This is a genomic window from Anaerosinus sp. (genome assembly GCF_965318445.1).
Window position 1 is genome coordinate 51842 of the sequence record NZ_CBDNNH010000004.1, and the last position, 20797, is coordinate 72638.

Annotated in this window: 21 protein-coding genes and 1 riboswitch; of the genes, 5 read left to right on the forward strand and 16 right to left on the reverse strand. The window is 33.6% G+C overall.

The annotated features are described in order from the left end of the window. Positions 1–66: 66 nt before the first annotated feature. Positions 67–1317 (reverse strand): methionine gamma-lyase family protein, encoded by a 1251-nt coding sequence (locus ACWZFG_RS03470; protein ID WP_418626716.1) that lies wholly within the window; start codon positions 1315–1317, stop codon positions 67–69. Positions 1318–1343: 26 nt separating this feature from the next. Continuing rightward, complete coding sequence (gene hflX / locus ACWZFG_RS03475) at positions 1344–3131, reverse strand: GTPase HflX (protein WP_177503336.1); 1788 nt, start codon at positions 3129–3131, stop codon at positions 1344–1346. A gap of 180 nt (positions 3132–3311) precedes the next feature. On the opposite strand from hflX, the gene ACWZFG_RS03480 reads away from it, so the two are divergent. Continuing rightward, positions 3312–3983 carry a hypothetical protein gene (locus ACWZFG_RS03480; RefSeq protein WP_177503328.1) on the forward strand — a complete coding sequence of 224 codons (672 nt, stop codon included), beginning with the start codon at positions 3312–3314 and terminating at the stop codon, positions 3981–3983. Positions 3984–4028: 45 nt separating this feature from the next. On the opposite strand, the gene ACWZFG_RS03485 is transcribed toward ACWZFG_RS03480, so the two are convergent. After that, positions 4029–4802, reverse strand: coding sequence for an N-acetylmuramoyl-L-alanine amidase family protein (locus ACWZFG_RS03485; protein WP_177503325.1), 774 nt, complete (start codon positions 4800–4802; stop codon positions 4029–4031). Between the two features lie 104 nt (positions 4803–4906). Then, positions 4907–5581, reverse strand: a complete 675-nt coding sequence (locus ACWZFG_RS03490; RefSeq protein ID WP_177503370.1) for a polysaccharide deacetylase family protein — start codon at positions 5579–5581, stop codon at positions 4907–4909. Between the two features lie 243 nt (positions 5582–5824). On the opposite strand from ACWZFG_RS03490, the gene ACWZFG_RS03495 reads away from it, so the two are divergent. Next, entirely contained in the window at positions 5825–6796 is a 972-nt protein-coding gene (locus ACWZFG_RS03495; protein ID WP_177503323.1) for a tyrosine-type recombinase/integrase, read from the forward strand. Here ACWZFG_RS03495 and ACWZFG_RS03500 read toward each other — a convergent pair. The 5 genes from ACWZFG_RS03500 to dapB all read right to left on the reverse strand — a co-directional run bounded on the left by ACWZFG_RS03500 (position 6793) and on the right by dapB (position 10930). Next, positions 6793–7011: a YlzJ-like family protein gene (locus tag ACWZFG_RS03500; RefSeq protein ID WP_455577100.1), complete on the reverse strand. Its 219-nt coding sequence runs from the start codon at positions 7009–7011 to the stop codon at positions 6793–6795. The genes ACWZFG_RS03495 and ACWZFG_RS03500 overlap by 4 nt on opposite strands. Before the next feature lie 5 nt (positions 7012–7016). Next, positions 7017–7757, reverse strand: coding sequence for a ClpP family protease (locus tag ACWZFG_RS03505; protein ID WP_455577101.1), 741 nt, complete (start codon positions 7755–7757; stop codon positions 7017–7019). A gap of 114 nt (positions 7758–7871) precedes the next feature. After that, on the reverse strand, positions 7872–9068 hold the full coding sequence (gene dapG, locus ACWZFG_RS03510) for an aspartate kinase (RefSeq protein WP_177503319.1): 1197 nt from the start codon (positions 9066–9068) through the stop codon (positions 7872–7874). Between the two features lie 11 nt (positions 9069–9079). Next, positions 9080–10111, reverse strand: coding sequence for an aspartate-semialdehyde dehydrogenase (locus ACWZFG_RS03515; RefSeq protein ID WP_177503315.1), 1032 nt, complete (start codon positions 10109–10111; stop codon positions 9080–9082). A 24-nt stretch (positions 10112–10135) separates the two neighbouring features. Next, positions 10136–10930, reverse strand: coding sequence for a 4-hydroxy-tetrahydrodipicolinate reductase (gene dapB / locus ACWZFG_RS03520; protein ID WP_455577102.1), 795 nt, complete (start codon positions 10928–10930; stop codon positions 10136–10138). A gap of 114 nt (positions 10931–11044) precedes the next feature. After that, positions 11045–11217: riboswitch (Lysine riboswitch) on the reverse strand. Between the two features lie 195 nt (positions 11218–11412). Here dapB and ACWZFG_RS03525 point away from each other — a divergent pair. Together ACWZFG_RS03525 and ACWZFG_RS03530 are read left to right on the forward strand one after the other, a co-directional pair. Further along, entirely contained in the window at positions 11413–12009 is a 597-nt protein-coding gene (locus tag ACWZFG_RS03525; RefSeq protein WP_177503307.1) for a hypothetical protein, read from the forward strand. A 6-nt stretch (positions 12010–12015) separates the two neighbouring features. Beyond that, positions 12016–12765 (forward strand): HipA family kinase, encoded by a 750-nt coding sequence (locus ACWZFG_RS03530; RefSeq protein ID WP_177503305.1) that lies wholly within the window; start codon positions 12016–12018, stop codon positions 12763–12765. Positions 12766–13488: 723 nt separating this feature from the next. Here the strand turns inward: ACWZFG_RS03530 and ACWZFG_RS03535 are convergent. The 3 genes from ACWZFG_RS03535 to recG form a co-directional block, all read right to left on the reverse strand. Continuing rightward, the gene (locus ACWZFG_RS03535) at positions 13489–13731 is read right to left on the reverse strand and encodes an LUD domain-containing protein (protein WP_455577130.1); all 243 of its coding nucleotides are present in this window, start codon (positions 13729–13731) and stop codon (positions 13489–13491) included. A 328-nt stretch (positions 13732–14059) separates the two neighbouring features. Beyond that, positions 14060–14398 (reverse strand): hypothetical protein, encoded by a 339-nt coding sequence (locus tag ACWZFG_RS03540; RefSeq protein WP_177503303.1) that lies wholly within the window; start codon positions 14396–14398, stop codon positions 14060–14062. 611 nt (positions 14399–15009) lie between these two features. Continuing rightward, positions 15010–17058: an ATP-dependent DNA helicase RecG gene (gene recG, locus ACWZFG_RS03545; RefSeq protein ID WP_177503069.1), complete on the reverse strand. Its 2049-nt coding sequence runs from the start codon at positions 17056–17058 to the stop codon at positions 15010–15012. 176 nt (positions 17059–17234) lie between these two features. Here recG and rpmB point away from each other — a divergent pair, with 176 nt between their 5' ends. Continuing rightward, entirely contained in the window at positions 17235–17426 is a 192-nt protein-coding gene (gene rpmB, locus ACWZFG_RS03550) for a 50S ribosomal protein L28 (RefSeq protein WP_147668619.1), read from the forward strand. 48 nt (positions 17427–17474) lie between these two features. Here rpmB and hslO read toward each other — a convergent pair whose 3' ends face one another. The 4 genes from hslO to ACWZFG_RS03570 form a co-directional block, all read right to left on the reverse strand. After that, entirely contained in the window at positions 17475–18344 is an 870-nt protein-coding gene (gene hslO / locus ACWZFG_RS03555) for an Hsp33 family molecular chaperone HslO (RefSeq protein ID WP_455577103.1), read from the reverse strand. A gap of 184 nt (positions 18345–18528) precedes the next feature. Continuing rightward, positions 18529–19083, reverse strand: coding sequence for a phosphodiesterase (gene yfcE, locus ACWZFG_RS03560; RefSeq protein WP_418627020.1), 555 nt, complete (start codon positions 19081–19083; stop codon positions 18529–18531). Positions 19084–19117: 34 nt separating this feature from the next. Further along, entirely contained in the window at positions 19118–19582 is a 465-nt protein-coding gene (gene ribH, locus ACWZFG_RS03565) for a 6,7-dimethyl-8-ribityllumazine synthase (RefSeq protein WP_147668613.1), read from the reverse strand. Next, entirely contained in the window at positions 19575–20795 is a 1221-nt protein-coding gene (locus tag ACWZFG_RS03570; RefSeq protein ID WP_147668611.1) for a bifunctional 3,4-dihydroxy-2-butanone-4-phosphate synthase/GTP cyclohydrolase II, read from the reverse strand. Before ACWZFG_RS03570 ends, ribH begins: the two co-directional genes overlap by 8 nt. Positions 20796–20797: the final 2 nt, after the last annotated feature.

The window sequence follows — 20797 nt, forward strand, 5'->3', positions numbered from 1 at the left end:
GTATAATTTATCATTATCGGAACTAATATGAAAATTCATCCAAATCTATGTAATTTTTTAACTATTTTAACTATTATGTATATCTTCTATTGCTTGAGCAGCACCCATTATTCCAATAATACTGTGCTCAAATGTAAGACCACCTTGCAAATATACAATATACGGAGCTCGCATCGGTCCATCAGCACTTAATTCGATAGACGCACCTTGCACAAAAGTCCCAGCAGCCATAATTACTTGATCAGAATAGCCTGGCATATCCCAAGGTTCCGGACTCACATGTGCATCTACTGGTGAAAATCTCTGCAAACCTTGACAGAACGCTATCATTTTTTCTTTATTATTTAATTGAATTGCTTGAATAATATCGCTACGAATCGCACTTGTTTCTGGCAATGTATAATATCCTAACTTAGTAAAAAATTCAGCAGCAAAAATTGCGCCTTTTATTGCCTGGGCAACAACATGCGGAGCCAAAAATAGACCTTGGAAAAGTAATCTATTATCTACTAATGATGCACCTAACTCACTACCGATTCCTGGTGCAGTTAAACGATAAGACACTAAATCTACTAATTCAGCTTTTCCCGCAACATATCCTCCTGTTGGTGCAATACCACCACCAGGATTTTTAATTAGTGACCCTGCTATAATATCTGCTCCAACTGCGGTTGGTTCACTTATATCAACAAACTCGCCATAACAATTATCAACAAAACATATGCAATCATGTTTAATTGATTTTACAAACGTACATATTTTTTCAATATCATCAATTGTTAGTGGTGCTCGTAAACTATATCCTCTTGATCTTTGAATTAATACCATCTTTGTATTCGAATGAATTGCTTTTTTTACAGCCTCTAAATCCACTTTATCATTTTTTATTGGAACTTCATTATATGAAATTCCAAATTCTTTTAATGATCCTGCCGATTCCTCATGATATCCAATAACCGTTTGCATAGTATCATATGGAGTTCCCGTTATGGATAGCAACTCATCTCCTGGACGCAATATTCCAAATAAAACAGATGCTAATGCATGAGTTCCGGATACAAATTGAGTTCTAACTAATGCCTTTTCTGCGCCGCATATATCAGCCCATACAAGTTCTAATTTTTCTCTTCCAGCATCACTATAAGCATAGCCTGATGTAGTGTGAAAATGATGCTCAGCAATTTTGTGCTTACGTAATGTATTTAGAACTTTCAATGTATTTTTTTCTGCAATTTCTTCAACGCGTTCAAAATAAGATCGACATGCTATTAGGGATTGTTGTTTCGTTAATAAAATTTTTTCTGAAAATGGATACATAAATTATTTAGACCTCACTTACTATACTATATGTTTTTATACTTCTCATACTTTGCTAAATACTCACTAGGAATAGAAACTTGTACTAAGTTTCCTAATTCAACATATTCAATTTTTTGTACAACTGCTATTTCATGTAATTGTGAAATTAATGCGCTTTCATTATATGGAATTAACAACTCAAGTTCAAGATGTTGTTGTAGAAAAAACTCTTCAATTTGCTTTAATAAAGAATCTATTCCAATACGATTTTTAGCCGAAATATATAATTCATTTTCTTTTGGATAAGTTGGTATACTCGACAATTTATCACATTTATTGTATACCAAAATCATGGGCTTATCATCAACATTTAATTCACTTAAAACAGACATAACCGAATTTATTTGCTCTAAATAATTAGGATGACTACAATCAACAACATGTAACAATAAATCAGCCTCTTGAACCTCTTCTAATGTGGCCCTAAAAGCAGAAATCAATTGATGTGGTAGCTTTTGAATAAATCCTACCGTATCTGTTAAAAGTACTGTTTTCACATTCGCTAAATTCAATTTTCTAGTAGTAGGATCTAACGTCGCAAAAAGTTTATTTTCTGCAAATACATTAGCATTCGTTAACAAATTTAAAAGAGTTGATTTTCCTGCGTTTGTATACCCCACTAAAGCAACTGTAGGCGTATTGCTCTTGGAACGATTTTCTCTTTGTAACGAACGCTGTTTTTTTATTAAGCTAATTTGCCGCTCAATCTCTGTAATTCGACTGCGAATTTTTCTTTTGTCAACTTCAAGTTTCGTCTCCCCGGGGCCTCTAGTTCCTATTCCCCCGCCAAGTCTGGACAAAATGAGTCCCTGCCCCCCTATTCTAGGTAAGCGGTATTGCATTTGTGCTAACTCAACTTGCAACTTTCCTTCAAAGGAACGTGCTCTTTGTGCAAATATGTCCAAAATTAACGCTGTCCGATCTAAAACCTTTATATTTAATATATTTTCAATATTTCTTTGTTGTGATGGTGATAACTCATCGTCAAAGATAACAAGAGTTGCTTGTATATCTTGAATTAATAATAGCAACTCCTCTATTTTCCCTTTTCCTAAAAACAATGCGCTATCCGGCAAATCTCTCTTCTGCTGAATTTGAGATATAACGTCTGCACCAGCAGTCTCAGCTAACTGACTTAGTTCATGTAATGAATCATTAATACTCCAATGCATCTTTTTATTTTTTGTCTCTAATCCAACTAAAATTGCTCGTTCCGAAAAATTTAAGTCGATTAAATTAGATTGATTTAGAAGGCGATTATCAATAATTGTAATTAAATACTTTAAGTCTAATCGTTCAATAGCTGAAATCGACAAGCTTTTTATTTCTTCTACTATAAAAGAATCTCTTTCTTCACATTCTCCCGTCAAAAATGCAATAGAAACTATAATATTATTCTGTGAATCATCCGCTATAGCTGCCATAACATCAAATTTCAAATGTTTTAAAGCAGATATATCATGGCTACTTAAATCAGATTCACCATTAGGGTGCGTGTGGATACATCTAACTCCACTTAATTTGCGATTCGAAACACGGATTTCAGGTAAACTTACATTTTTTATGCCACCAATTGCAATTTTAATAATGTTGCCACGTCTGTTCACATAAATGGCAATTTCTTTATTTAATTGCCTTGTAAAATCTAATAAACTTCTTGCCAAATCAGCAGTAATAATTTGATAAGAAGGAATTGTCATTTGATAAAGAGTTTTTAAATTATCTAAAATGCTCTTTTTTATTCCATCAGTATCTCCATATATATCGTCCATAAGTATCGCCTCCATTATGAAGAAATAACAGAGGCTGCTAATAGCCTCTGTTCCCTCACCAAAGTTATCTATTATTATATCACAAAGTTATAAAAAATATATACTATATAACTAAAGCAAAATAATAAAGAATTTGTTATAATAATGATTAAAATATTATAAATAAGGATGATGTTAAAAATGAAATGTAAATATTGCGATTACCAAGTACCAGAAAATGCGCACCTGTGTGCAAATTGTGGTCGAATACTAGCAGAAAAGAAAGAAAAAAAGCCCGTAAAAAAACGTAGTTATATTATTTTTATCATAATTGCTGTTGCTGTAATCTTTATCTGCGGGATGCTAGCAATGAATTTTCAAAGCTCTATGAATGGCAATCATTCCACTCACCCTTCAAACGATCTTGGTATATCATACATACAGTTTAAAAATCAGTTTAATGATAACGATTATGCAGAAAAAATTAATTTGTCTATTGGAACTGTTGAAAAAAAGACTGGCAGTGAAGATACCTATCATTATGCACTTTCAGATAAGCTTTTATTGATTGAAAAAGTAAATTCACAAAGCAATCATTTACGCCAAATAACATTAATAGGGCAGCCAAGCTCAATACAAGAAGATAACGTAAAACTGATAGGGGCGATGGGAATTATTATTGATACATTTAGTTCCGATCTATCTATCAATGACCGAAAGGAAATTTTACGTGATTTAGGCTTTAATGAAACTGTAAAAGATTTAAAAAGCATAAATGCAGAAACTATTCGTGGAAATATAAAGTATGTATTTAAATATAAAGAAAATCTTGGATTTATTTTTTCTGTTTCAAATAAAAATGATATGATATAAACAAAAATGTGCTTGTAAAGGATCGACGTCCTTTACAAGCACATTTTATTTTGAGAAATACTCCGAGATGCCTTTACTAATACCTTGTGCGATTAAGTCACGATAATTATCTGAGCTTAGCTTTTCTGCCTCATTTTTATTTGTAATAAAGCCCATTTCCACTAAAACAGCAGGAATTTCTGAGTTTCGTAAAACATAAAAATTCTCTTTAGCAATTCCTTTGTCTGTAGCTTTGATAGAATTAATCAAGCCAGTTTGGATAGAATTAGCTAATTTTTTTGACTCTTCATCATAGTAAAAAGTCATTGCCCCTTGAATATTTGGATTTTCATTTGAATTCGTATGAATACTTACAAAAATATCTGGTTGGTACTCACGACTAATATCTACTCTAGCTTGTAATTCTTCACGCAAAGAGCTTCCTCGCTCTGCTATATTCTCATCTTCATACCTAGTTAAGAGAACATTTGCTCCTTGTTTTTCTAATAAAGTTTTCAACTTTAATGAGACTGCTAAGTTATTATCGACTTCTCGAAAGCCATAAGATACAGCACCGGGATTTGTTCCTCCATGTCCAGGATCAATTAGTATTTTCTTACCAGCTAAGCTCTCATTTTTTTCATTTAATTTAACATCACTATTTAAATATTCTTTCTTTAAATTTTCCAAAAACGTTTTTGCTACTTTCTCTAAAAAACTTGATATTTGTACTTTAGCTTGATTTATATTTTCATTATTTAGAGAAGAAGCATATACATCATTTAATCCAAAATTCGATGCAATAAAACAAACAATTAAGATATAATATATTTTTTTCATTTCTCTAACTTTCTAATTTTTTATTTTTAAAGACATTAGAAAGTATATCTTAATTAGTGTTTTTTTTCAATAAGAATATTATGTAAATTAAGCACTTTTATTTCTTATAAGATATCTGATATTGGCTCTATATTATATCCTTGGGCTAGTATTTCTTCAATAAGCTCCGGCAACGCCTGGACAGTTGGTTCTGTAGGATGCATTAAAATTAATGCGCCATTTGAGAGTTTTTTCATTACACGATTCTTTATAACCGAAGGAGGAGGTCTCTTCCAATCTACGGTATCTACTGTCCACATCATTAGCGGATAACCAAGTTCTTCCGCTGCATTAATTACTGTATTGTTATATTCTCCATATGGTGGTGCATATAATTTGGTTTTTACTTGTGTTATTTCATTGATAATATCTTCAGCCTTTTGAATTTCTTCTTTATTTTTTTCTTTATTTAAATTATTAGGATGCGGATGACTATACGAATGATTCGCAATTTCATGTCCTTTAGATGCAATCAATTTAAGCATATCTGGATTTTTCTTCGCCCAAGTTCCGCCAATAAAAAAAGTAATATGTACATTATGAGATTCTAAGACTTCTAACATTTTTGGTATATATTCTTCTCCCCAAAAAACATTACACCCAAAGGCCACTCTTTGTTTTGTTGTATCACCGTGGAAAATTGGCTCCTTATTACTACTATTTTCAACTAAGAATTTATGAGAAAAAGGTAATGCAGATAAGAAAAATAGCACACTTAAAGCTAATACAATCTTTTTCATTTTAGAAATACGCAAACTTATTATCAAAACTCGCCCCCCTTTATCTCTAGAAAGTTTATTAAATTATAATATTAAAAAATATATTAATTTATGCTATACTATTTTATAGCATAAAGATTTTTTATTGAATATAAATAATCTCTTTGTTCAATCAATTATACATTTATCCACAATATGGATCATATAAAAATCAAATAGAAATATATATTTTTTTATATTATTTTATATAAATGAGGCTATTTAATGAATGACAATTTTTTTCTAAAAGATAATTCTAGCATTTTAAACAATAAAAACTTATCTCAGAAAAGTAAAAACCGTATGCAAAGTGTTTTAGCAAAAAACACTTTATCAGCATATGAAAGTGATTGGCGGGATTTTTATCAATGGTGTAAATATCATAATGTAGATGCATTAGGTGCTACAGAAGAGACTATTGTAAATTATATTAATGATTTAGCCGATCATGCAAAATCCAATACTATATCTCGTCGATTAACTGCCATTTCTGAAAACCATAAAGCTGCCGGCTTCATTGAAAATAATCCTGTAAAATCTAATTTAGTTAAAAATGCACTACAAGCAATAAAAAGAGAAAAAGGAACTATGCAGCAAGGCAAAGCTCCTATTTTAGTTGAAGATATTATTGAATTATCCATGTTATTTAACACCGAAGATATTATTCAATGTAGAGATAAAGCATTAATTTTATTAGGGTTTTCCGGTGCTTTTCGTCGCTCAGAACTAGTAAACATTCAATATGAAGATTTGACTTTCACCAGAGAAGGTTTAATTATTTTATTAAAAAATTCCAAAGCTGATCAGCTTGGCGAAGGCGAATATTTAGCAATTCCGTATGCTTCTGATAGAAATATCTGTGCTGTCACAGCTTTGCAAAAATGGATAGAGAAAAGCCATATCCATACAGGCCCTATTTTTCGCCCTTTCACAAAAAAACGCCAGCTAAAAAACACTCATCTTTCAGATAAATCTGTAGCATTATTAGTAAAAAAATATATGGAATTACTCGGATTTGACTCCAGGGATTTTGCGGGGCATAGCTTACGACGGGGTTTTGCAAGTAGTGCTGCCCAACATAATGTAGATGAACGGACTATTATGCAACAAACTAGACATAAATCTGAAAAAATGGTACGCCGATACATTGAGCAAGGAAATCTATTCAAAAATAATGCTTTGCGCAAAATGTTTTAAAATAGATTGCTATTGATAATTGATCCTGGTTGTATTTTTTCATTTAGATAATCCCTAGGATCAGTTGTAATTATTCTAACAATTTCATATTGCTTTTCATTTAATTTTCTTGTTACTAGAATTTTATTTGAAAATTCAATTTCGTTATATTCATTTTCTAGAAATTTCGGATCATCCTTAGAGAATAAAAACATGTCTGGAACTATTGTCCACATAACCATTACTGCTTCATCACCTTGCTGCTTTTATTTAATTGAATCATTTCTTGCAACTTATTCATTGCTTGTGATACTCCGCCAATTTCATTAATTAATCCATATTTAACTGCATCTTTTCCTCCTACTGAAGTTCCAATATCTCTTGATAATTCGCCTGTTTTATAAAGCAAATCCTTCCAACAATTACTTTTAATCTTTGAATGAGCTACAACAAAATTATTAACACGTTCTTGCATTTTTTCAAGGTAGTCAAATGAGCTTTGCGCCCCAATCACCATTCCGTTTAACCGAATAGGATGAATTGTCATAGTCGCACTTTCTACAATATAAGAATAATTAGCCGATACAGCAACTGGCACGCCTATACTATGGCCTCCTCCTAAAACAACTGAAACAGAGGGCTTGGATAAACTTGCAATCATTTCAGCAATAGCTAACCCTGCTTCTACATCTCCACCAACTGTATTTAATAAAATCATTAAGCCTTCAATATCTTTATTTTGTTCAATCGCCACTAACTGAGGCATAATATGTTCATATTTAGTCGTTTTGTTATTTGGTGATAAGATCATATGCCCTTCAATCTGACCAATGATTGTCATAACATGAATATTAGATTTTGCAATTGCAATCTCAGGTGTTCCTAATTCTTTTATATTATCTAATGGTGGATTTTTCGCAATACCTTTTGCTATATTTTTATCTGAAGCGTTTTTTTGATTATTTTTATCATGATTTTCCACTCAATCAACTACCTCCTAACTAAAATCTATGGTGGTAGTATGTTCAATTTTATCTATAAAATACAATTAGATATAAAAAAGCGAACTATTTAAATTGTAATAGTTCGCTTTTTATTATTTTTCTAAAATAAACCTATCATGCAAGAAAGTTATTGCATTTTTTAGGTCAGATGTTGCAATTAGCGCTGAAATAGACGTATGTGAATCAACCGTTTGAAGAATTTTAATGTTATTCTTAGACAGAGATTCTACAAAGCTAGCAATAACACCTGAAGCCTCGCGCATTCCACCACCAACGATAGAAACCTTTGCACAATAACTTATTATTTCAATATTTGTCGAATACATCTCTAAAATTTCTAAAAGTTGTGAGGTTGCCCCTGAATTTATTGTAAACACAATATAATCAGGATAAATATTAATTAAATCAATACTGATTCCACCATTCCCTAATAACCTAAATAAATTCATTTGCTCACTTTGAATAATATTACTTACTTTTACCTGAGATAAACCATCTAAATAAGCAATACCTGTTACAATCCGATCATGAATATCATCATCAATAAAATCACCAATCAGAGTTCCCTCTACATCAGAAAAAGTAGATTTGATTAAAAGTGGAATATGCTTTTGCATTGCAATTTCGACAGCACGAGGATGAATCACTTTGGCACCCTGATATGCTAACTGACAAACTTCATCATAACTCACCTTATCTAAAATCTTAGTATTATCAACCAATCTTGGATCTGCAGTCATAATCCCCTCTACATCTGTATAAATTTCAATTCGCTCCGCTTGTAATGCTACCCCTAATGCCGCAGCAGTTGTATCACTGCCACCACGACCTAAAGTTGTAAAATCATTAAATTCATTTACTCCTTGAAATCCACACACCACAGGTATTTTACCTTTGTTAATCAGTTGGAAAATACGTGTTGTATCAATTCTCTGAATTCTAGCTTTAGAAAACTGTGAATCTGTTATTATTCCTGCTTGACTTCCATTTAGCATTACTGTGTTTAAACCAGCCTTTTGTAGTGTCGCTGTCATAACAGCTGCTGAAATCATTTCACCACAGCACATAATTTGATCTAGTTCACGTGCATTTACACAATCATTTACTTCTTTTAATAAATGAATCAGCGTATCTGTTGCATAATTTTCTCCACTACGTCCCATCGCCGAAACAACAACTACGGGAAAGAAGCCCTCTAGCTTCAATTTTAGCACTTTTGCCAATACAAAACTTCGGCTTTCTTCAGTTGCAACTGAAGTTCCTCCAAATTTTTGCACAACAATACGCATACCTACACACCTCAAAACATGTTATGTTTGATCATATATTCCGCAATTTGCAAAGCATTTAATGCCGCACCTTTACGAATTTGATCACCAACTACCCATAAGTTTAAACCATTTTTTATTGAATAATCTTTTCTTATACGTCCGATGAAAACTTCGTCTTGATTTGATGTATAAAGAGGCATAGGATACTCCATTTCATCTGGATTGTCTTTCACAATCACGCCTTCAAAATTTGATAAAGCTGACTTAACTTCATCTATACTAAGATCATCTTCCAATTCTAAATTAATAGATTCTGCGTGACTACGATATACTGGAACCCTAATTGTAGTAGCAGTAATTCCCATTCCATAATCATCTAAAATCTTGTGTGTTTCATCAATCATTTTCATTTCTTCTTTAGTATATCCATTATCTTTAAAGACATCAATTTGGGGAATTAAATTAAATGCGATCTGATAATGTTTCGCTAAACTTGCTCCAGGTAGAATTTTTGCCTCAACAGGACGATTTTCAGCAATAGCCTTGACTTGTTGTTCTAATTCATCAATTGCTTCTTTGCCACCACCAGACACAGCCTGATAAGTCGATACAACAACTCTTTTAATCTTCACTTTATCATAAATCGGTTTTAATGCCATTGTCATAATAATCGTCGAACAATTTGGATTCGCGATAATTCCTTTATGATTCTTTATCGCTTCTGGATTTACTTCTGGCACTACTAATGGTACTTCAGGATCCATTCGAAATGCGCTTGAATTATCAATAACTACAGCACCACTTTTCACAGCAGCTGAAGCGAAAACAGTGCTTGCTGAGCCACCTGCAAATAAAGCAATTTGTACATCCTTAAATGATTCATTTGTTGCTTCTTCTACTACATAATCTTTGCCCATAAACTTTATTACTTTTCCTGCTGAACGCTTTGAGGCTAACAATTTTAAATTGGCAAAAGGGAAATTACGTTCTTCAATTAAACTTAAAAATTCTTGCCCAACTGCACCAGTAGCACCTAAAATAGCAACATTATATTTTTTCATTTATTCTGCACTCCTAACAATCAATTAATTTAATATATTTTCTAGTCCACATACTAGTGTATCTAAACTGACAACTTTTTTGCAAGCAATGACAACACCTGGCATAAATGAATCTCGATTAATAGAGTCATGTCTAATCGTTAGAGTTTGACCTAATCCCCCGAAAATCACTTCTTGATGCGCTACATATCCAGGTAAACGAACACTGTGAATATGTATTCCATCAAAATCAGATCCACGTGCACCTTTTATTTTTTCTACTTCATCCGGATGCCCTTGTGTTCTCATGCCACGAACTTCACTAATAAGTTCAGCAGTACGTAGCGCAGTGCCTGATGGTGCATCTAATTTTTGATCATGATGCAATTCTATAATTTCAACATCCGGCATGTATTTTGCGACTTCCTGTGATAACTTCATCATCAAAACAGCCCCAATTGCAAAGTTTGGTGCTATGAATGCCCCCACATTATTTTCTTTACACAGTTGCTCTATTTCTTTTTTATTTTCATCTGTCAATCCAGTAGTCCCAACGACCGGATAAACTCTATTTTTAAGTATAATTCTAATATTATTCATTACTACATTAGGATTCGTAAAATCAACAACGACATCTGCGCTGGTTTCAGTCAGCACCTCTTGCAAGTCTTTTTTTACATTAATTCCAATTTTATCAATTCCAATCAATGAACCAATATCATCACCTTTGGACATGACATCTACTGCACCTACAAGCATAAGATCACTATCATTATGTACTGCATTTAAAACAGCACGACCCATTTTCCCATATGCACCACAAACTACTACTTTTATCAACCTTATCCCTCCTAAAACTAATAATAAAAGTCAACTATATACAAAAAAAACTGATAAGACCATTCTCACCAGCTTTCTATATAAGGCAGCTCCTAGGGTTCAAGACCCTATTCTAGATGAGATAGCTCTCCACCAATATCCGGTGACAATCTAACATTTTTTCAATGTTAAACCAGAATCAACATTTTGGGAAATATTGAAACTTCGGCGACAAATCCTTTCAATCCATATCATCAAACCCCTTCTCCATGGAAATACTCTTATTTAATCGCACCTCTACTCCATCCTATGCAGGACTTCTATTTAATTTATGTACATTTTATACTAATTGTTCCAATAGTGTCAACCTAAAGTTATAAAACGATTAAATTAATTATACAAATATTCACGTTGAAAAAACATTTTTATATCATGCACATCATTTCTTGTTATTGCATATTGTACAGTAAAATCATGCTAAATCTATTTGGGAGGGTTTTATTATGAGTTTTTACTGTAGAATAAAAAACGAAGAATTAATTTGCGACCTAAAAAGGGAAGTAAACAGTGATATATTGTTATTAGGTGCTGATGGCTTTACTTATTTCGGTCGTTTACAAGCAATAGAAGATTGTCGTATGGCTGTTTTAACTCCAGCAATTACATCTGTAACTTCTGATGTAGAAATTATTACTCCAGGCGGGTGTTTAGTTACTGTCAATTTTGCTAGAATAGACTTATGGAGTATTATTGCTAAAGGTAGTGGTATTGTATGCGATCCTGTTTATAGTACTTTATCTTGTGATGATGACACACCAATTATAAGAGAAGGTCAAGACCGTGAATATGATTGTTTAGTTAGAAGTTTAAAACGCTTAATCGGAAACAATGTGGCTATTACTACCACAGGTGGATTTTTATTTGAAGGCGTACCTAGTGAAGTTTGTAGAGATCTAGCAATTCTTACTGTTGATGAAATTTTCATTCCTGGCTGTAATAAATTTATATCTGATAGAAATATTCGCTCCGTAGTGGTAAATTTAGAAGCGATTACCTCCGTTTCTGGTGGAGATACAAAATGTCATTGCTGTTGTAGATAAACGACTATGTTAAGAGGGAAAAAAGTTCTTGGTAATGTAGGCGTTGGCGTTACCTGCCCATTCTTTTGTGAGGCCAATGATGGGAATATATATATTGTAAAAACCAATAAGAAAAACATACCAGCACAAATACTAATTAGTGAATTTTTAGGAAAATTTATTGGAGAAAGATTAGAATTAATTTTTCCCCATAGCGATTTAATTGATATAAGCCAATTAAAAATGAATGAATCTTTTTTTTCTTTACAATTCGCTTCCCAATATATTCCTTATATAGAATATCTTAATCACGATCATTTAAAAAAGGCTATAAATATTAAGGAAATGGCTGGAGTAATACTATTTGATCATATCTTTCACAATCCAGACAGAATAATAAATAGAAAAAATCTTTTATTTTCGCATTTAGGTCATCGCATTTATGCAATTGATAATTCTCATCTATTTAAATGTAGCCATTGGAATAACGAAGTTTTAAAAAAACTTACCAAGCAAGTATCTGTATATCAAAATCATTTATACGGGGTACTATTAAGAAACTTCTTAACAAAAGAAGATTTTTATCCATATATAAACCGCATAAAAACGATTAGCAAAAATGAAATTTTATCTATTATCTCACAAATTCCAGATGAATGGGAAAAAGGGAACTTTGATTTAAACTATTTAATAGATTTTATTATAACAAGATTTGATAATATCGAAAAAATAGCAGAAGCTATTTTGCCAAAAACTAAAGAGGAACAACTTATATAAAATAAAAAGCTCTAGACAGCAATACTCATTTGTACTACTGTCTAGAGCTTTCCATCATTATGAAAACTCCCGTCCATCGTCCTCCGCCGGACTTCGGGACAAAATGTCCTGAACTTGTGGCCATACCCCCGGAAAAATAGCAGGACAGCGGGCGACCGTCAAAGTGCTTGTCCGTTGTTCACTCTATTTTGGGGTGTTTCTTCTCTCAAAATTGAAATGGGTGGGAAAGCCGTTTTAGAGCTTTCCCGCCTTGATTGCCCATCAGCAAAGACGTGGGGATTGTCAACGGCGGCACATAAAATGCGTCGTTCATCTTGACCGTTGCCTAGATCGACTGGCTTTGCTATCTTACTGGCTGTTCAAAGTAGTGCTTAGAATGTGATAAAACCGCTCCTTATCAACTGTTCGTGTTGCCGCTTTCAGAAGAAACATCAGTAACTTCCAATGGGCTTGTCCCGTGTATCGCCACACAGGAGCAAACGCAATTTTAGAAGCCAAAGGGTCTGCCCATGAGTTCCAGTTATAGTAAGGCTCCGGCAGTGGTTCATTTCCAAAGTCCCCGTCATCACAGCAGTCCGGCAGGGTCCAGGTAATTACAGAACAGCATGGTAATATTGTCATATTGCCAATTCCGATTAGCACAATTTCATGTGGGTTTTCCTTTATTTTTGATACAAGAGTTTATTGCAAAATCCCATAGGGCACCTCCTTGCTTAATTGTTTTTATATCGTCAAGGTGATAAATACCTTGATGACAGTCAATCCCTGTACGATGATGACCTTTATTCTTCCTGCTGTAAATTGTACTGTGATAAGAACAAAATCATTGCAAATTTTGTTTTTATGCTGGCAGTCAATACATTTACCCAGTTTTGTTGAGGGGGTGTCTTTTTGCAGTCGCAATGCGTCTATTGGGGCGGCAATCTGCCTTGCCCTGTGAATTGCCTCATCTACAGGGCTTACTATTTTATTTGTGTTTCGCTATCCATAAATTTAAATCAAATGCTACATTAGGCATATTAGCTTTGTCATTGATACATCGACAAGCCACTTCAAAGTATTCCCTCCTAATTTTTCTTGTATAACTCACTAATCCCACAACTCCCTTTACCAAAATAATACTATCTTCAACAAAAGAAAACATATTCCTGATCTTCCATAAGAAAAAGCCGTCCAACACGTGAACAGGCTATACAATACCACTTGTTTTTTAATTATTAGACCATCACAACCTCTACTATTTTTGTATATACTATCAAAAAGCAAGAAGGTACTAATTATGGATTGTGATCGCCTAAATGGCTTTATCATATAATTCATCCGCTTCCTTTTCATTTAATTCATCATTACTTCCTAATGATAAATCTAAATTTTTCTTATCAAAAGATAAATATATAGTTTTAATTTTTTGCTGTAATATATGCTTAATTTCATGAAATAAAGCAAACCCAAAAACATCCGCATGTTTATTTCTATCATTGATTAACAACAACGCTTTATCAGGATTGAGCCATTTAACAGCTCCATTTATTCCTGAGTTTTTCAAATAAGGTAATGCCACAAATGCCACTCCGCACTCACTAAATATTTGCTTTAATCTCGGGTAAAAAGCATCTGGAGATTTTGTAGTCATTTCTCTAATCTCAGATAGGACGCCGCGCATAAATTAGAAGTAGCATTAAATGATGGAGAAAATTATATTGACTGAAATATTCCATTTTCTAAACTAGCTGATATGTGGCTGACAGAACATACCCCTTTTATCTACGAGTCAACAGCCATACACTATAAAACAAAGGTCCGTCAATTGTCCAAATATTTTCCTTTCAAAAAAGCAAATCAACAACTAAAAATTTATATCAACAAAAAGATAAGTCATATGAAATTACAGAACCAAAAGCTAAAAAATCCATAAGAACAATTATAGTATCCGATGAATTTAGCTAAAAAATTAAAGTCCAAAAATATTCATCCACATTCATTTCTCTATACCCATACTTCCCTACTTGCTGAAGCAGGTGTTCCACTTACTTGGTCATTCAGACGATTCCGTAACGAAAGAAATTTGTCTATATATCACCAAGAAATTGCAAAATGATGCGGCTGAAAATTTGTAAATTTAATGAATGGTTACAAATAAAAAAAATAATTACTCGTGAGGTATTATATATACCGGAATGGTTATAATAGTAGTGTAAATTTTCTCCTCTCCCATATTGGGCGGCTTTCATGCCGCCTCTTTTTTTAGCAAAAATTTATATTCTCCCAATATTCTTTATAATGGGATTTCAATATAGGTTCAAATTTATTAAATAAAACCGTATCATTAATGACCTCAGCAGCCGCTAATCGAGCCTGTAATAATGTATCCGTATCCAAAAAAATGTCTGCAATTTTTAAATCATTTAATCCATGTTGCCTCATGCCAAAAAATTGCCCAGGACCTCTAAGTTTTAAATCCTCCTCAGCTAAGATAAAACCATCACTTACGGATTCCATAACAGATAATCTTTCAAAAGTATCTTTTGAATTGCTATGTGAAATTAAGATACAATATGATTGATATTCCCCTCTACCAATTCTGCCACGCAGCTGATGAAGTTGAGACAACCCAAATCTTTCTGCACCTTCAATCACCATAACACTTGCATTCGGTACATTAACTCCTACTTCAATGACGGTAGTAGATACTAAAACTTTAATATTTCCACAATAAAACTCTTTCATGACCGTATCTTTCTCATCTTTAGATAATTTACCATGTAAAAGCGCACACTTAACTTCTTTAAATATATTAGATGACAATTCATCAAAAATATCTGTCACTGAGACGGTATCTATCTTTTCAGATGATTCAATTAATGGACAAACAATATAAGCTTGACGCCCTTTTTCTATTTCACGCAAAACAAATTGATAAATTAAACTTCTTTTATCGGGAGTTCGCAAAAAACTTTTTATAGGTTTTCGGCCTGGGGGCAATTCCTTTATTAAGGATACATCCAAATCCCCATACACCGTTAATGTCATCGTCCTAGGAATTGGCGTTGCAGTCATCACTAAAATATCAGGAGATATTCCCTTTTCCTGTAATAAAGCTCTTTGTCTTACACCAAACCTATGCTGTTCATCCGTCACTACCAAGCCAAGATTATTAAATTGAATATTCTCTTGAATTAAGGCATGGGTACCAACGATAATATCAATGTCCCCATTTGCTAAAGCCAACACTATAGCTTCCTTTTCATTTTTTTTTAAACTTCCTACTAACATTCCAACCTTAATCTTATGTTGAGATAATAATCCTATTAATACTTGATAATGCTGCATTGCTAAAATTTCCGTTGGTACCATAAAAGCCCCCTGATACCCATTTTCAACTGTCTTTACCAATGATAAAATAGCAATAATGGTTTTTCCTGATCCAACATCCCCTTGCAATAAACGTTGCATAGGAATGTCTCTTTCCATATCGGCTTTTATTTCACACCAAGCTTTTTTCTGATCTTTTGTTAAAGAAAATGGTAGCATCTTGTATACAGCTTGGCTTAATTTGCTATCTAATAAGTGTTTTATCCCCTTATGATGGGTACTATTGATTTTTTTTACATAAACTAAAAAACATTGAATAAGAAATAACTCTTCAAAAACAAGTCGATGACGTGCAATTAATAAAGACTCTTTATTTTTAGGAAAATGAATTTCTTGCAATGATGTTATTTTATCTACTAAAGAAAATTTTTTTATTACTTCAACTGGCAAATTTTCAGGGACTTCCTTTATCCCTTTTAAAACTTCCTGCATTGTATTGCGTAAATTTTTTTGAGTAATACGTTCATTTACGGAATAAACTGGTAAAATTGCATTTGGTACAAAATCCTTAGCTGCTTGATCTAATATTTCAAACTCTGGATTATTCATCGATAATCGATAGTAACTAGCCCTTATTTTACCTGTTGCAATTATTTTAGAGCCAATACTCATTTTACTTTTTAAAAACTTTTGGTTAAACCAATCCAATTCAATAACACCAGAGGAGTCTTTCACTAAAACCTTCAATATGCTGAGTCCACGTCTTGGCATCGTTTCTTGCACATTGGTAATCGTACCGATAATTGTCTCTAAATTTTCTATAGTAAGTTGACTAATTGGTTTTATTACCGTTCGATCTTCATATCGCTTAGGATAATAAGTTAAAATATCTTCGATATTATTTATTCCAAGTGCTCTAAAATATTTAGCTTTAACGGCCCCTATCCCTTTTATTGTTTGTATTGAATCATTATATCGCAAAACAAATCCCACCTATTTTAAAATACCGTTTCTTCATTATCCCAATGAATTCATCAGAATAAGAGAAAATCCTCTTTTTCTCTAAAAAATGATTGCAAAACCTTTTAAAGATATGATAGAATAGTTATATTATTGTATAAGGATGATCTTGTCCTTCGTAAAAGGAGGTGGAATACATGGCAAGTGTTTGTGAAATTTGTGCAAAAGGTGAAGCTAGCGGTTTTAACGTCAGCCATTCCCATTTAAAAACTAAACGTACATGGAAACCAAACATTCAACGTGTACGCGCTGTAATGAATGGTGAGGTAAAAAGAGTGAATGTTTGTACTCGTTGCCTACGTTCCGGTAAAGTTCAACGTGCTATCTAATTAGCTAGTATAAAAATAAGAGGACTGATATAATCAGCCCTCTTATTTTTATACTTTTTTCATTTTTAAAAGAATTTTTTCTAAATCATCTTTGGAGAACTCATATTTTTCTCCACAAAAGTGGCATATAATTTCTGCTTTTTCTTCTTCAATGAGACTTTTTAATTCACTTTCGCCTAAACTGATTAAAACCTCTTCAATTTTCTCTCCCGAACATTGACAGGCAAATTGTAATTCACTTTCCGTGTGGAACGTAACTTCCATTCCTTTAAAAACAGCATGAATGATATCTTTTGCGTTCATTCCATCTTTTATCATTTTTGATACAGGGTCAAGGTTCTTTAAATTCATTTCTAGCTTATCAATAGATTCTGGCTCAATATTAGGCAAAGCCTGAATAAAAAATCCACCGGCAGCTAGTACGTCTAATTCTGGGCTAACTAAAACCCCTAATCCAACACTAGAAGGAGTTTGCTCTGATACCATTAAATATTGTGTAATATCTTCAGCAATTTCACCTGTAATTAATTCCGCACTCCCCGTAAACGGCTGCTTTAATCCCGTAAATCTTGTCACAGAGATAGTTCCTTGCCCTACACCCTCTCCTACATCAAGCTTGCCATTTTTCAATGGTAAGTTAACCTGAGGATAATCCACGTAGCCACGAACAAAACCATCGGCATTTGCATCAGCAACAATTTTACCAAGTGGTCCATCGCCTTGTATTTTTAACGTTATACATTCTTCTGTTTTTAAATTTGCTGCTAAGAGCAAAGCCCCCGTCATCGTTCTTCCTAAAGCTGCTGCTGCTAAAGGATAACACGCGTGCCTTTTGCTAGCTTCATCAACTAGTTGTGTCGTAACTGCAGCAAATATACGAATTCCATTTGCAGTAGCTTTCACTAAATGATTTTTCATTCATCCACCTCATTTATAAAGTAAATGCTGAGCCGACTTTTATCCGATGGCAAACGAGGTCTCATACCCCCGCTTCTTTAAGCGGAAGTAAAGACCTCGTAAGCCCCTGGATTACGCGTCTGATTTCAGCGGGAGTAAAACTCCTGCTGAAACAGCCTTGTTTATACCGACCCAGCAAAAAAATTTAAAAAGTAAGCTCCATCAAGGTATCTTTTGTATCGATATCTTTAATGCTTATCCTATCAGCCTCAATTATCGCAATGGTGGATTTCTTATCAGCTCGCTTTGACATAGAGGGTGAACCTGGATTTAAAAAGATTGTCTCATTTATTTTTTCCAAGACATTTGTATGAATATGTCCAGTAATAAAAAGATCTACTTTCAGGTGTTTTGCTAACGCAATTTTTTCTTTCTCACTAAACAAGTGACCATGCGTAACTAAAATCCTTTTTCCGTCAATCACAAGATAAGCATAAGGTGCTTGTAAAGGCATGTTAAGCACCATTGCATCTACCTCGGAATCACAATTGCCCTTTGCGATATGAAGTGGAATCGGACATTCATTTAAAGCTTCAACCAATGATGCTGGATTATAGTCATCTAAAATCGGATTTCGCGGGCCATGGTATAAAACATCGCCTGCATGAATGATGAAATCCGCATCAGAAAAAAAACTTTGATAAACTTTTTTCCATATTTCCACTGAACCATGTGTATCACTAATAACACCGATTTTCATGATAGATACCACCTTTCATTCCCCTGGAAATATATTACATGGATTTTAATAAATTAGCCATTTCAATCGCTGCCATAGCACCGTCATAGCCTTTATTTCCAGCCTTTGTGCCAGCACGCTCAATTGCTTGTTCAATATTTTCTGTTGTCACTACGCCAAAAATTGTTGGAACTCCGCTAGCTAAACCAACTTGAGCAACGCCTTTAGCAACTTCATTACAAACATAATCATAATGTGTAGTTGATCCACGAATCACTGCGCCTAAGCAAATAACTGCATCATATTTTTTGCTTGTCGCCATTTTTTGAGCAAGCATTGGAATTTCATAAGCACCTGGCACCCATACAACATCAATATCTGCATCATCTGCCCCATGACGCTTTAATCCATCTAATGCACCTCCCAATAGTTTGCTTGTAATAAATTCATTAAACCTTGCTACTACAATTCCTACTTTTAATCCTTCTGCTGTTAATTTACCTTCAATAATATTAGCCATTCTTTACGTCCCCCTCATAACCTTTCAACATATGTCCCATTTTTACTTTTTTTATAGATAAATATTTTTTATTAAACTTATTCGCTTTGATTTCTAATGGTACTCTCTCTACAATTTTCAATCCATAACCTTCAAGCCCAGCACGTTTTTCAGGATTATTTGTTAGCAGTCGAATGCTCGTTAGCCCTAAATCAGAAAGAATTTGCGCCCCAATTCCATAATCTCGTAAATCTGGTGCAAACCCTAATAATAAGTTTGCTTCAACTGTATCTTTTCCTTGATCTTGTAATTCGTAAGCCCGAATTTTATTTGCTAAGCCAATGCCACGTCCCTCTTGACGCATATATAATAAAACGCCTTGACCTTCTTCTTCTATTCGTTCCATAGCCCTTGCTAACTGGTCTCCACAATCACAACGTAAAGATCCAAATACATCTCCTGTTAAGCATTCAGAATGTACTCGAACCAATACATTTTCTTTATTTTCTACATCTCCCTTTATCATCGCTACATGACATTTGCCTGTTAGTCTATCTTCATATGCAGCCAATTTAAATTGACCAAATTTGGACGGGAGAGAAGTTGTAGCAACGCATTTGATAAAATTTTCTGTTGATTTGCGATATTTAATTAAATCGGCTATCGTAATAATTTTCAAGTCATGCTTTTGAGCAAACTTCAATAAATCAGGTACGCGTGCCATTTTTCCATCATCATTCATAATTTCACAAATGACTCCTGCAGGAGTAAATCCTGCTAATTTAGCAAGATCTACAGCAGCTTCAGTATGCCCTGCACGTCTCAAAACCCCGCCATCTACTGCCCTCAAAGGGAAAACATGTCCAGGACGACGTAATTTATCGGAAGTAGTTTTCGGATCTAAAATTGCCTTTACTGTATAAGCACGTTCATATGCGGATATCCCAGTTGTTGTATCATATGCATCTACTGAAACAGTAAAAGCAGTTCCATTCGCATCTGTATTATGCATTACCATTGCATCTAATTCTAATTCATCTAATCTTTTTCCATGCACAGGCATACAAATTAGCCCTCTACCATATGTAGCCATAAAATTAATCGCTTCTGGAGTAACCATTTCCGCAGCCATAAGAAGGTCGCCCTCATTTTCGCGTTCTTCATCATCAACAACAATAATCATTTTACCTAATTTTATATCTTCTATTGCCGATTCAATCGAGCTAAAACTCATTA